Genomic DNA, 12,531 nt, shown 5'->3' on the forward strand with positions numbered 1-12,531 from the left:
GTCGCATGACCCTCATCAAGGAAATCGACTACGGCACGCCGATCCGGCTCAACGAGCAGACGGTGACGCTGACCATCGACGGCGAGAGCGTGACGGTGCCCGCGGGCACCTCGGTCATGGCCGCCGCGATGCATATGGGCACCAAGATCCCGAAGCTCTGCGCCACGGATTCGCTGGAGCCGTTCGGCTCCTGCCGGATGTGCCTCGTGGAGATCGACGGCCGCCGCGGCACGCCCGCCTCCTGCACCACACCGGCCGAGAACGGCATGGTCGTGCACACCCAGACCGACAAGCTGCATCGCCTGCGCAAGGGTGTGATGGAGCTCTACATCTCCGACCACCCGCTCGACTGCTTGACCTGCGCCGCCAACGGCGATTGCGAGCTGCAAGATACTGCAGGTCAGGTCGGCCTGCGCGAGGTCCGCTACGGCTATGACGGCGACAACCACGTCAAGCCGGCTTCCGACCGCTACCTGCCCAAGGACGAGTCGAACCCCTACTTCACCTACGACCCCTCGAAGTGCATCGTCTGTAACCGCTGCGTCCGCGCCTGCGAGGAGACACAGGGCACCTTCGCACTGACCATCGAGGGCCGCGGCTTCGACAGCCGCGTGGCGGCGGGCCCGACCAACTTCATGCAGTCCGAATGCGTGTCCTGCGGCGCCTGCGTCCAGGCCTGCCCGACCGCGACGCTGCAGGAGAAGACGATCCACGAGTTCGGCCAGCCGGACCATTCCGAGGTCACGACCTGCGCCTATTGCGGCGTCGGCTGCGCCTTCAAGGCCGAGATGCAGGGCGACAAGGTCGTCCGCATGGTGCCCTACAAGGGCGGCAAGGCCAACGAAGGCCATTCCTGCGTCAAGGGCCGCTTCGCCTACGGCTACGCCACCCACAAGGACCGCATCACCAAGCCGATGATCCGCGAGAAGATCACGGATCCGTGGCGCGAGGTGTCGTGGGAGGAGGCGATCAACCACGCCGCCTCCGAGTTCAAGCGCATCCAGGCGACCTACGGCCGCGACTCGGTCGGCGGCATCACTTCGTCGCGCTGCACCAACGAGGAGGCCTACCTCGTCCAGAAGCTCGTACGCGCTGCCTTCGGCAACAACAACGTCGATACCTGCGCCCGCGTCTGCCACTCGCCGACCGGCTACGGCTTGATGTCGACGCTCGGCACCTCCGCCGGCACGCAGGACTTCAAGTCGGTCGAGGAATCCGACGTGATCCTCGTCATCGGCGCCAACCCGACCGACGGCCACCCCGTCTTCGGCTCGCGGATGAAGAAGCGGCTGCGTGAAGGCGCCCGCCTCATCGTCGCCGACCCGCGCAAGATCGATCTGGTGAAGTCGCCCCACATCCGGGCCGACCATCACCTGCCGCTCAAGCCCGGTTCCAACGTCGCCTTCATCAACGCGTTTGCCCACGTCATCGTCACGGAAGGGCTGATCGCCGAGGACTATGTCCGCGAGCGCTGCGATCTGGCCGAGTTCGAGTCCTGGGCCCGGTTCATCGCCGAGGAGCGCAACTCGCCCGAGGCCGCGCAGGCGATCACCGGCGTCGATCCGCAGGAGATCCGCGCGGCGGCCCGGCTCTACGCCACCGGCGGCAAGGCCGCGATCTACTACGGACTCGGCGTGACCGAGCACAGCCAGGGCTCGACCATGGTGATGGGCATGGCCAACATCGCCATGGCCACCGGCAATATCGGCATGGTGGGCGCCGGCGTGAACCCGCTGCGCGGCCAGAACAACGTGCAGGGCTCCTGCGACATGGGCTCGTTCCCGCACGAGCTGCCGGGCTACCGCCACGTCTCGGACGACGCCACCCGCGAGAGCTTCGAGGCGATCTGGGGGGCCAAGCTCGACAACGCGCCGGGCCTGCGCATCACCAACATGCTGGACGAGGCCGTCGGCGGCACCTTCAAGGGCATGTACATCCAGGGCGAGGACATCGCGCAGTCCGACCCCGACACCCATCACGTCACCTCCGGCCTCAGGGCCATGGAGTGCATCGTGATCCAGGATCTGTTCCTGAACGAGACCGCCAAGTACGCCCACGTCTTCCTGCCGGGCGCCTCCTTCCTCGAGAAGGACGGCACCTTCACCAACGCCGAGCGCCGCATCTCCCGCGTGCGCAAGGTGATGGCTCCGATGGGCGGCTACGGTGATTGGGAGGGCACGGTGCTGCTCGCCAACGCGCTGGGCTACAAGATGGAGTACACCCACCCGTCCGAGATCATGGACGAGATCGCGGCGCTCACCCCGAGCTTCGCCGGCGTCTCCTACGACAAGCTGGACGAGTTGGGCTCGATCCAGTGGCCCTGCAACGAGAAGGCGCCGCTCGGTACGCCGATGATGCACGTCGACCGGTTCGTGCGCGGCAAGGGCCGCTTCATGATCACGGAATACGTGCCCACCGACGAGCGGACCACGGGCAAGTTCCCGCTGATCCTCACCACGGGCCGCATCCTCTCGCAGTACAATGTCGGCGCGCAGACGCGGCGGACCGAGAACTCCCGCTGGCACGAAGAGGACGTGCTGGAGATCCACCCCTTCGACGCCGAGATGCGCGGCATCGTCGATGGCGACTTGGTGGCGTTGGAGAGCAGGTCCGGTGATATCGCCCTGAAGGCCAAGGTGACCGAACGGATGCAGCCGGGGATCGTCTACACGACCTTCCACCACGCCAAGACCGGCGCCAACGTCATCACCACCGACTACTCGGACTGGGCGACCAACTGCCCCGAATACAAGGTGACGGCGGTGCAGGTGCGGCGCACGAACCGGCCCTCCGACTGGCAGGCGAAGTTCTACGAGGAGGACTTCTCGCTGACGCGCATCGCCGAAGCGGCGGAATAGTCTTCCAACGGGGCGGGCTTTCGCCCGCCCCCCAGACGTCCGATCCTGTCCCTCATCCTGAGGTGCCGGAGCGAAGTGGAGGCCTCGAAAGGAGGGCTCCAGAACGCGCTATGATCCCTGGACCTCTCCTTCGAGGCCGCTCGCGCGGCACCTCAGGATGAGGGAGCGGGAGGGAGCGCTCTCCAATCAGACACAGCCGAGTGCGGGCATGAGCGCGACCAATCCCAACGACAAGCTGGTGCGGATGGCCAACCAGATCGCTCTGTTCTTCCGGTCCTACCCGGAGGAGGAAGCGGTCTCGGGCATCCACAAGCACATCGTGGCGTTCTGGACGCCGAAGATGCGCCGCGACCTCGAAGGCTACGCCCAAGAGGCCGGCGAGCGGCTCGACGCACTCGTTCACCGGGCGCTTTGCGAGGAGCCGAATGTCGAGAGCCCGGTGCGTCCGGCCACCCGCAATCCGCAGCTCGTGGGCGAAGGTGCCAGCGACGCGGGTTGATGCCTGATCCTGCAGGATCCGAGCGGGCCCCGATCATCGCACCCGCGCGGCATCCGGACGAAGCCGGGATGCTGCCCCGTTTCAAGCTCATCTCGAACGCGACGCCTCCCGTGCTGCACCGCCGTTTCGGAGGGCGGGGTCGCGTCGCCCTCGGCCGGCGCGGTGACGGAGCGGCACGCCTCGCCGATTGTTGGGAACTGGCTCAGCTGACGGATATGCTCCGATCTTGGCCTGGGCGCCGGTCGGCCTGCCGATCCCGTGGGGCATCTGGATTCGGCTTTCCAAAGCGCTGATCCTGTTCCGCTCAAGCCTCGTCCTGGATACCTGATCCAGGACGAGGCTTGAGGCTGTTGGTTTCGCATCATCTTTTTCCCGAAAGCCGGCACCCACCTTTCGGGACGATGCTCCAAGGCAGGGTGCCATGACGCGTGGTTGCTTGAGCGCGTCGCGCCCCCGGCCTACCGTCCGCCCCGCCCGCACCGCGCGGGCAGGACGGACACCGTGATCGATAAGCTCGAATTCCTCCTGGCGCTTGCCCGCGAACAGCATTTCGGGCGTGCCGCAGAGACCTGCGGCGTGACCCAGCAGACCCTCTCGGCGGGGGTGAAGAGTCTGGAGGACCGTTTCGGCGTGCGCTTGGTTCAGCGCGGCTCGCGCTTCCAGGGCTTCACGCCCGAGGGGGACCGGGTGCTGGTCTGGGGCCGCCGCATCGTCGGCGACGCCCGCGCCATGCAGGACGACGTGGCCGCGCTCCGCAGGGGTCTATCGGGCCATCTGCGGATCGCCGCGGTGCCGACGGCACTGCCGATGGTGGCCGCGCTGACCACCCCCTACCGGGCCCGCTACCCGAACGTGCGCTTCAGCGTCCTGTCCACGACCTCGGAAGAGATCTTCTCGCTGATCGACAACCTCGAGGCGGATGCGGGGCTGACCTATCTCGACAACGAGCCCCTCGGGCGCGTGATCTCCGTGCCGCTCTATACCGAGCACTACCAGCTCCTGACCGCGGCCGGCGGCCCTTACGACGACCGGGCCAGCGTCACCTGGGCGGAGCTGGCGAAGATCCCGCTCTGCCTGCTGACCCCCAACATGCAGAACCGCCGCATCATCGATCAGCAGATGAGGGCCGCGGGCGGCGAGCCGGCGCCGACGCTCGAATCCAATTCGATGGTCGTGCTGATGACCCATGTGCGCACCCTGCAATGGGCGAGCGTGATGCCGGCCATCCTCGCCGACGCGCTGGGGCCGACCGAGGGCCTCCGCGCGATCCCGATCGTGGAGCCGGACCTGCGCCATGCCATCGGCCTCGTCGCCCCGCGCCGCGATCCGGCGACACCCATGGTGACGGCCCTCGTCAACGTCGCCCGCGCCGTGGCCCGGACCCTCGACGGCGAGGATCCGGTCCCGTCGGTACTGCACGGGTCCGGTCCAAGCTGACATTCCGAGACCCCAAAGGGATCATCCCTTCGGCAGGGGGCGGGGCAGCGCCCCGCTTCAACGTCTGGCAGCTCAGGCGCCGGGGCGCTGGATCACGGCGCAGAGGGTGAGCGGACCCTGCTCCTTGCGCATGAAGGCGCAGGTGACGCGGGCGCCGTCCACCTCGACCGTGCTGTGGCGCTTGGCTTGCGCGCTCGCGCGGGCCTGCCGGGTGGCGTCCCGCAGCCGATCCGGTGCGATCCCCGTGACGGCATGGCCCGCCTGCACGAACAGCGTGTCGTAAGCCTCGGGCGGGGTCTCGCCCTTGTACTGGGCGCCGACGGAGGAGGCGTCGGCGCCTGCGCACGAGAGCGTCAGCGAGGTCTGCGGCCCGGCTTCGAACCGGGCGAAGTCGGCGCTCCGCTCGGCGACCGTCGCGCTCGTGGCCCGTTGCACCCGATCGATCAGATCGGTGCAGGAATCCTCCGCCATGGCGGGGGAGGCGGCGAGGGCGAAGAGGAGGGCGAGGGTGCTGCGCATGCATCCGATGTAGGGCAAACCGGCAAACCCCGTCGCCGGGTCGGCCTGAGGCGTAGCGCCGCTCCGCTTACGGGTGCCAGGGCTCGGCGGGCTCCGCCTCCGCTTCCTCTGCGCCCTGCGTATCGAGCTGCGCCTGGATCGCGCGCAAAGCCTCCTGCACCCCCTGCCCCGAGGCCGCCGAGAGCACCAGCGGCTTGCCGCCCGCCGCCCGCTTCAGCCGGGCGAGCTGCTGCTTGAGGGTTTCGGCATCGAGCGCATCCGCCTTCGAGAGGGCGACGATCTCGGGTTTGTCGGACAAGCCCTGGCCGTAGGCCTCCAATTCACGCCGCACCAGCTTGTAGGCCTTGCCGGCATGCTCGGTCGTGCCCTCCACGAGGTGGAGCAGAACCCGGCAGCGCTCGACATGGGCGAGGAACCGGTCGCCGAGGCCGACGCCCTCATGCGCGCCTTCGATCAGGCCGGGGATGTCGGCCAGAACGAACTCGCGCTCGTCCGAGCGCACCACGCCGAGGCCGGGATGGAGGGTGGTGAAGGGATAGTCGGCGATCTTCGGCTTGGCGGCGGTGACGGTCGCCAGGAAGGTCGATTTGCCCGCATTCGGCAGGCCGACGAGGCCGGCATCGGCGATGAGCTTGAGGCGCAGGATCAGCCACATCTCCTGGCCTTCCAGGCCGGGATTGGCGTGGCGCGGCGCCCGGTTCGTGGAAGTGGTGAAGTAGGCGTTGCCGAAGCCGCCATTGCCGCCCTTGGCGAGCCGCACCCGCTGGCCGACCTCGGTCATGTCGGCAATCAGCGTCTCGCCGTCCTCGGCGAAGACCTGCGTGCCCGCCGGCACCTGAAGCACCGCGTCGTCGCCCTTGGCGCCGTGGCAGTTCGAGCCCATGCCGTGCTCGCCCTTCTTCGCCTTGAAGTGCTGCCGGTAGCGGTAGTCGATCAGGGTGTTGAGGCCCTGCACGCACTCGATCCAGACATCGCCGCCCCGTCCGCCATCGCCGCCGTTCGGCCCGCCGAACTCGATGAACTTTTCCCGTCGGAACGAGACGCAGCCGGGACCGCCGTCGCCGGAGCGGACGTAGACCTTGGCTTCATCGAGGAATTTCACGGTGCTTCGCCTTGGATTCTGGACCGGGAGGGCCGGTCAGCTTTCTGTACGACGGCACTGGCCGTCGAGATTGAGGTACTGGATGCTGCGCAGGCCCGCCTCGAACCATCCGCCGGCATCCGGCTGGCGGCCGTTGGCGCCGCCGTCGCCGTAGAGGTTGATCTGGATCGCGCCGTCGGGCGAGCGCAGGGTCGGCGCCTCCCCGTCCCGAGCATAGGTCCAGGTCGGCCGTTCGTCGAACAGGGTCTGAGACCCGTCCGCCTCCCGCTGGAACAGTTGCCCGTACGCGGTTCCGCCACCCGCAGGGCTGGCGAAGTAGAACCCGACCTTCGGGGTGCGGCCGGCGAAATTGTAGAACTCGCAGTAGAGCCGGGTTTCGCCCCGAGGTCTCGGGGCGGGCGCTGCCGCGGATTCGATCGGCGGCGGCGGCACCTCGCGGGTGATCGCGAAGATCAGGCTGCCGAGGGCGATCGCGGTGAGGCCGGCCCCGAGGCTGGCGACCGTCCGTGTCCTCATGCCGAGCGGCCTCCCACTGCCATCCCGCGCCGGTCGAGCCATGTCGCCCGGTCGAGCCGGAAATCGTAACTCGGAACGGCGCCGCCGCGTGCCTCGAAGACGGGCGCCGATTCCCCGGTGCGGCGGAACCCGCACTTCTCCAGCACGCGCTGCGAGCCGCGGTTCCCGATCATCGCGGCGGAGACGAGCGCCGGCTGCCCCGCATAGGCGAAGGCGGCGTCCACCAGCGCCAGCGCCGCCTCGGTCATCAGCCCGTCGCCCCAGAACGGCGTGCCGAGCCAGTAGCCGAGGCGCGGCTCGGGCTCGTCGGGCCGTCCGGTGACCGAGACCACGCCGATCAGGTTCGCGGGCGCCGCCCGTCGGCACAGGGCCATGATCAGCCCCTCCCCGGCCGTGTTCGCGGCGCGCGCCCGAATCACGAAGCTTTCCGCCTCGTGCAGCGGGAGCGGGCTCGGCAGCCGCGCGGTCATCCCGGCCACCGCGGGATCACCCGCGAGCCGGGAGACGGCCTCGGCGTCGCGGGCCATGGGCCAGCGCAGCCAGAGCCGTCGCGTCTCGATGCGGAAAACGTCGTCGCGGGTGAGATCGGGAAACATCGTGAGCCGGTCATGCGAGGGCGCGCGAGGGCGCCGTCCGGGACGACGAAGGGGGAGGATGGTGCCCCATCCTCCCCCGTGTTCCGATCCGCTCGAAGCTTCGCGTGAAGCCTTAGCGACTCGTCCGCCGGTTCGGTGTGGGACACCGGCGGGACGCTCGCTTCGTCGTCAGCGACAAGCGTCCGCCGTTACTCCGCGGCCTGGGCCAGCGGCACTACGGTTACGAAATCGCGGCCGCGCCGGGTCTCGAACTGCACCTTGCCCGGGACGAGGGCGAACAGGGTGTGGTCCTTGCCCATGCCGACATTCGTGCCGGGGTGCCACTTCGTGCCGCGCTGGCGCACGATGATGTTGCCCGGAATCACGGCCTCGGAACCGAACTTCTTGACGCCGAGGCGCCGGCCGGCGGAGTCGCGGCCGTTGCGGGACGAGCCGCCTGCTTTTTTGTGTGCCATGGGATTGCTCCGGAATTCTGCTGGATCTGCGTTCGGACCGGCGGCTGATTACTCAGCGGCGGCCGGGGCGGACTCGGCGGCCGGCTCGGCCTTCCGGGTCTTGCGCGGCTCGGCCTTCGAGGTCTTGCCGCCGGCGCTGATCTCGGTGATGCGCACGACCGTGAAGTCCTGACGGTGGCCGCGGCGGCGGCGCGAGTTCTGGCGACGGCGCTTCTTGAAGGCGATAACCTTCCGCGTGCGGCCGTGCTGGACGATCTCGCCCGTGACGCCGATGCCCGACAGGAGCGGGGTGCCGACCTGGGTGGCATCGCCGTCGGTGAACAGCAGCACGTCGCCGAAGGTGACGGCGGCGCCGGCCTCACCCTCGAGGGTGGCCACGGTGATGACGTCGTTAGCGGCAACGCGATATTGCTTGCCGCCTGTCTTGATGACTGCGAACATCGTTGTCTCTCGTGTTCTCTGCCAGCCTCCGGCACCGCGAGGGCCTGGGCCGTCTTCTTGTTCAGGTCATCCGCGCGGATCAGACTGGGCCGTGAGCGCACGAACGCGAAACGCGCGGACTTCGTCGAGGAAGCCGCGCGGTGCGAAGCCTTTAAAAGTTGCGATCCTGGTTTGTCAATTCCCTTGAGGGAATGCGTCCGCGGGCAATCTAGCGAGCGCTACCCAGAAACGCACCGAGGATACGATATGCAATATATCATTTGAAATATTTTGCAACGTTGTGGCGTGTTATTAATTATTCGATACAATTGCGAGTCTGTAATGCTCTCCTTTTCTACAGAATTTCCTTTGGCCTGCGGTGATGATGGGAGGTCGTTTATAAATGCTATAAATTATTGGATAGTAAATTCACCTCATACGGAAATTGAGCCGCAGCATATAAGCGGGCTATTTTCGGGAGGACTTCGCAAAGTCGAGGTTGCACACCAGCAGGTTGAAGGGCTCGCTACAAAAATTGGTGAAACCAAATTCATTGCACTTCGGCACATCACTAATGAGCCGGATATTCAATGGATTACATCAATAGTCCATTCAGAATTGTCCGGTGAGGCATGGGTAGGTATAAGAACCTCCCGCGAGTCAGTTAATCCCATTGTGCAGTTGCCGGCTGCTCGAAAGCCGGTAATTGTCAAAATACTTCTCGATCAAGTTGGAGGGGGGCAAGATGGCAGGCTTGCCGTGAGTGGTAGCCAACATGAATTAAGTAGCAATGATATCAATTTGGCTTCTGCATTAATCAAGGGCCAGGCCGGGTGTCGCCTTCCAATAATTTATATCAGTCGTTCCTTTTCGGAAGGTTTTGTAGTCAATCCAGGTGTCTTGGCGCGCGATTTAGCTGGAATGGCGCACGTCATCGCAGAGCCTAACAGGCCTTTTTCTCGTAGACTGCAAATCGACGTCAAATCTGAAAACGTATATGGTGGTGCGGTCGGCATCTATTGGCCAGATGGGACGGGGATGAAGAAACTTTTCCTCGGACGGCATTTCGAATCGAGCGCCGATATTAAGAAGCATATAGTTGAAGAAATACGATCAGCTCTTTTAAATCGACGGCCACTTCATAGGTGTACATGGGCAGCAGCAAATGAGGCAGAATCCCGGCGATTGATAGAAGATCTCAGAGCCTCAGGGTCTCAAGAAATTGAGAAGTACGTTGAATATTTTGACAAAGAATTAACTTCCAAGTCGGACCAGCTTGCGTCAGCGGAGCAAGAAATACGACGTTTAGAGGCCCAAATGCGTGGAATTTCTGCTAAAACTCCCTCAGGGGCAGAGTTAAAAATTTCCACCGGCAGCGAACAAGACTTCTTTCCTGATGAAATGCTAAATATAGTTATCGATTGTTTGGATTCTGCTTCTAAAGGGCTTATTGCCGATTGCCGGCGCTCTCATGTGCTCGGTGAAATTTTGGCGAATAACCAGGGTTCGAAGGAGTTGAACAACAGACGAGAAAAAATCAAAGCCGCGCTTCGAGGATATAGCTCAATGACTAAGGCGACGTCCGATTCATTGACAGAAATGGGATTTGACATATCTGAAGAGGGAAAGCACTACAAGTTGACTTATAATGGAGATGGAAGGTATACATTTTCGCTCTCAAAGAGTGGTAGCGATCATCGTAGTGGCTTAAACTTGGCTAGCGACATTTCTAAGACTGTATTTTGATCTTTTCTGATCATGCATATTTTATGCTAAGTCGTTATTTGGCGTATGACAAGCACGTCGTGTTGCCGCTAAATTTGGTTCTATTCGAAAGTCCGTGGAGAATATCTACCGCTTCGTCAGCCCACCCAGCACGTTCCGCAGGATCGCGTCGCCCACCTCCGTGCCGACCTTGCGCGCCATGGAGCGGGCGGCGTTGCCGATGACCTGCTCGGCCAGACCCGGCGGCGGGCGGCGGGTACGGCCGGTTCCCTTGCCCTTCCCTTTGCCTTTCGGCGCCTCTTCGCCGCTGCCGAAGATCCCGCCGAGCCAGCCGCCGAGCATGCCCGAGAGCCCGCCTTCGCTCTGGCCGGCGGCCTCCGCCGGGGCGGAATCGAGGTGCTTGCGCTGGGCCAGCATCTCGTAGGCGCTCTCGTTGTCGACCGCCTCGTCGTACTTTCCGCGCAGGGGGCTCTGCCCGATGATCGCGGCGCGCTCGGCCGGCGTCAGCGGCCCCACCCGCCCCTGCGGCGGCGCGATCAGCGCCCGCTCCACGATCGAGGGCGTGCCCTTGGCTTCCAGAAAACTCACCAGCGCCTCGCCGACGGCGAGTTCGGTGATCGCCTGGCCGACATCGAAGCCGGGGTTCTGGCGGAACGTCTCGGCGGCGGCGCGCACGGCGCGCTGGTCGCGGGGCGTGAAGGCGCGCAGCGCGTGCTGCACCCGGTTGCCGAGCTGGCCGAGCACCGTCTCGGGCACGTCGAGCGGGTTCTGCGTCACGAAGTAGACGCCCACGCCCTTGGAGCGGATCAGGCGCACCACCTGCTCCACCGCGTCGAGAAGGGCCTTGGGCGCGTCGTTGAACAGCAGGTGCGCCTCGTCGAAGAAGAACACGAGCTTGGGCTTGTCGAGGTCGCCGACTTCGGGAAGCTGCTCGAACAGCTCGGAGAGCATCCACAAGAGGAACGAGGCGTAGAGGCGCGGCCGCTGCATCAGCTTGTCGGCGGCCAGGATGTTGACGAAGCCCCGGCCCTCCCGGTCGGTGCGCATGAAGTCTTCGAGGTTGAGTGCCGGCTCGCCGAGGAACTGGTCGGCGCCTTGGTTCTCCAGCACCAGCAGCGCCCGCTGGATCGCGCCGATCGAGGCGCCCGAGACGTTGCCGTAGGTGGCCGACAGTTCCTTCGCGTTCTCCGACAGGAAGGTGAGGAGCGCGCGCAGATCCTTGAGGTCGATCAGCGGCCACTGGTTTTCGTCGGCGACGCGGAAGGCGATGTTGAGCACGCCCTCCTGGATGTCGTTGAGTTCGAGCAGGCGGGCGAGCAGGAGCGGGCCCATCTCGGTGACGGTGCAGCGGATCGGGTGGCCCTGCTCGCCGAACACGTCCCAGAAGATCGTGGGGAAGCGGTCGGGCTCGTAGGCGATCCCGAGTTCCTCGGCGCGCTTGACGAAATGCGGCTTGGCCTCGCCCGCGGCGGCGAGCCCCGAGAGGTCGCCCTTGATGTCGGCGGCAAAGACCGGGACGCCCGCGTTGGAAAACCCCTCCGCCAGCACCTGCAGCGTCACGGTCTTGCCGGTGCCGGTGGCGCCCGCCACGAGGCCGTGGCGGTTCGCCAGCCGCAGGCTTAGCACCTCGGGCTTCGGTCGCGGCCCCGTGCTCCGGCCGACCAGAATCGTCCCTTCGCCCGCCATTTCCCGACCTCGTTCGAACCGTGACCGTCGTGGCCGACAGGGTATGGCGGGCCGCGCGCCCGATCCAGGGCCCCGGACACCGGCAACCCTTGATTTCGCCGCCGCCGCGTCGGACAGACGAAAAACCTGCCAGAGAGGAAGCGTTTCATGGAAGAGCTGATTGCCCGCGTTATCAACCGCACGGGCCTCGACGCCGCGACCGCCAAGACCGCGATCGGACACATCCTCGCCTTCCTGCAGAAGGAGGGGCCGGCCAACGAAGTGAGCCAGTTGATGGCCGCGCTTCCGGGCTCCGAGGCGGCGATCGCCGAGGCCAATGCCGGCGAGGGCGGCGGCGGGCTGATGGGCATGCTCGGCGGCATGATGGGCGGCGGCGTGATGGCGCTCGGCCAGAAGCTGATCTCGGCCGGCGTGCCGATGAACCAGATGCAGCCGCTCGGCCACGAACTCTTCGCCTATGGCCGTGAGAAGGCCGGCGAGGACGTCATGGGTCCGATCGTCGGCTCGATCCCGGGCCTGAACCAGTTCGTCTGAGACGGCAGGATCTTGCCCTAAACACTTGTGATCGTTAGCCGGTTTTCATTCGCCGGCTATCACGGGAACTTCGCGCGGAGCCTGGCAACGGCTTCGCGCAAGTCTCTGTCAAGGCACGCAGATCTCCGTCATAAAAGCGTGCGGCCTTCGTGATGTTGTCGCCGCGCAAGAGGACGCATCGCGC

11 protein-coding genes and 1 pseudogene are annotated in these 12,531 nt (G+C 65.4%); 5 read left to right on the top strand and 7 right to left on the bottom strand.

Annotated features, from left to right (window positions below):
- Window positions 1-5: 5 nt before the first annotated feature.
- The 3 genes from fdhF (at window position 6) to Y590_RS21735 (ending at window position 4,794) form a co-directional block, all read left to right on the top strand.
- Window positions 6-2,858 (top strand): formate dehydrogenase subunit alpha, encoded by a 2,853-nt coding sequence (gene fdhF, locus Y590_RS21725; RefSeq protein WP_060771678.1) that lies wholly within the window; start codon window positions 6-8, stop codon window positions 2,856-2,858.
- A gap of 208 nt (window positions 2,859-3,066) precedes the next feature.
- Entirely contained in the window at window positions 3,067-3,357 is a 291-nt protein-coding gene (locus Y590_RS21730) for a formate dehydrogenase subunit delta (protein WP_060771679.1), read from the top strand.
- A gap of 501 nt (window positions 3,358-3,858) precedes the next feature.
- The gene (locus Y590_RS21735; protein ID WP_060772404.1) at window positions 3,859-4,794 is read left to right on the top strand and encodes a LysR family transcriptional regulator; all 936 of its coding nucleotides are present in this window, start codon (window positions 3,859-3,861) and stop codon (window positions 4,792-4,794) included.
- A 72-nt stretch (window positions 4,795-4,866) separates the two neighbouring features.
- Here Y590_RS21735 and Y590_RS21740 read toward each other — a convergent pair whose 3' ends face one another.
- From Y590_RS21740 to rplU, 6 genes and pseudogenes are all read right to left on the bottom strand, one after another.
- Window positions 4,867-5,313 (bottom strand): hypothetical protein, encoded by a 447-nt coding sequence (locus Y590_RS21740; RefSeq protein ID WP_060771680.1) that lies wholly within the window; start codon window positions 5,311-5,313, stop codon window positions 4,867-4,869.
- 67 nt (window positions 5,314-5,380) lie between these two features.
- Window positions 5,381-6,415: a GTPase ObgE gene (obgE, locus tag Y590_RS21745; RefSeq protein WP_060771681.1), complete on the bottom strand. Its 1,035-nt coding sequence runs from the start codon at window positions 6,413-6,415 to the stop codon at window positions 5,381-5,383.
- 36 nt (window positions 6,416-6,451) lie between these two features.
- Window positions 6,452-6,931, bottom strand: coding sequence for a hypothetical protein (locus tag Y590_RS21750; protein WP_060771682.1), 480 nt, complete (start codon window positions 6,929-6,931; stop codon window positions 6,452-6,454).
- Window positions 6,928-7,527 (bottom strand): GNAT family N-acetyltransferase, encoded by a 600-nt coding sequence (locus Y590_RS21755; protein WP_060771683.1) that lies wholly within the window; start codon window positions 7,525-7,527, stop codon window positions 6,928-6,930. Before Y590_RS21755 ends, Y590_RS21750 begins: the two co-directional genes overlap by 4 nt.
- Before the next feature lie 188 nt (window positions 7,528-7,715).
- A complete protein-coding gene (gene rpmA, locus Y590_RS21760; RefSeq protein ID WP_003603089.1) occupies window positions 7,716-7,982 on the bottom strand; it encodes a 50S ribosomal protein L27 in 267 nt (88 codons plus the stop codon).
- A 132-nt stretch (window positions 7,983-8,114) separates the two neighbouring features.
- Window positions 8,115-8,423, bottom strand: a pseudogene (gene rplU, locus Y590_RS21765) (50S ribosomal protein L21); the annotation flags it as partial.
- A gap of 321 nt (window positions 8,424-8,744) precedes the next feature.
- Here rplU and Y590_RS26675 point away from each other — a divergent pair.
- Window positions 8,745-10,148 (top strand): hypothetical protein, encoded by a 1,404-nt coding sequence (locus Y590_RS26675; protein ID WP_144440035.1) that lies wholly within the window; start codon window positions 8,745-8,747, stop codon window positions 10,146-10,148.
- Window positions 10,149-10,253: 105 nt separating this feature from the next.
- On the opposite strand, the gene Y590_RS21770 is transcribed toward Y590_RS26675, so the two are convergent.
- Window positions 10,254-11,813 (bottom strand): helicase HerA-like domain-containing protein, encoded by a 1,560-nt coding sequence (locus tag Y590_RS21770; RefSeq protein ID WP_060771684.1) that lies wholly within the window; start codon window positions 11,811-11,813, stop codon window positions 10,254-10,256.
- A gap of 147 nt (window positions 11,814-11,960) precedes the next feature.
- Here Y590_RS21770 and Y590_RS21775 point away from each other — a divergent pair, with 147 nt between their 5' ends.
- Window positions 11,961-12,347, top strand: a complete 387-nt coding sequence (locus Y590_RS21775) for a DUF2267 domain-containing protein (protein ID WP_060771685.1) — start codon at window positions 11,961-11,963, stop codon at window positions 12,345-12,347.
- The last annotated feature ends 184 nt before the right edge of the window (window positions 12,348-12,531 follow it).

Source organism: Methylobacterium sp. AMS5 (assembly GCF_001542815.1).
Classification (GTDB): domain Bacteria; phylum Pseudomonadota; class Alphaproteobacteria; order Rhizobiales; family Beijerinckiaceae; genus Methylobacterium.

Excerpts from the sequence above, each read along its gene's own strand:
- rpmA (WP_003603089.1), bottom strand. The coding sequence starts at position 7,982 with ATGGCACACAAAAAAGCAGGCGGCTCGTCCCGCAACGGCCGCGACTCC.
- Y590_RS21770 (WP_060771684.1), bottom strand. The coding sequence starts at position 11,813 with ATGGCGGGCGAAGGGACGATTCTGGTCGGCCGGAGCACGGGGCCGCGA.
- fdhF (WP_060771678.1), top strand. The coding sequence starts at position 6 with ATGACCCTCATCAAGGAAATCGACTACGGCACGCCGATCCGGCTCAAC.
- Y590_RS21775 (WP_060771685.1), top strand. The coding sequence starts at position 11,961 with ATGGAAGAGCTGATTGCCCGCGTTATCAACCGCACGGGCCTCGACGCC.
- Y590_RS21750 (WP_060771682.1), bottom strand. The coding sequence starts at position 6,931 with ATGAGGACACGGACGGTCGCCAGCCTCGGGGCCGGCCTCACCGCGATC.
- Y590_RS21730 (WP_060771679.1), top strand. The coding sequence starts at position 3,067 with ATGAGCGCGACCAATCCCAACGACAAGCTGGTGCGGATGGCCAACCAG.
- Y590_RS26675 (WP_144440035.1), top strand. The coding sequence starts at position 8,745 with ATGCTCTCCTTTTCTACAGAATTTCCTTTGGCCTGCGGTGATGATGGG.
- Y590_RS21740 (WP_060771680.1), bottom strand. The coding sequence starts at position 5,313 with ATGCGCAGCACCCTCGCCCTCCTCTTCGCCCTCGCCGCCTCCCCCGCC.
- Y590_RS21755 (WP_060771683.1), bottom strand. The coding sequence starts at position 7,527 with ATGTTTCCCGATCTCACCCGCGACGACGTTTTCCGCATCGAGACGCGA.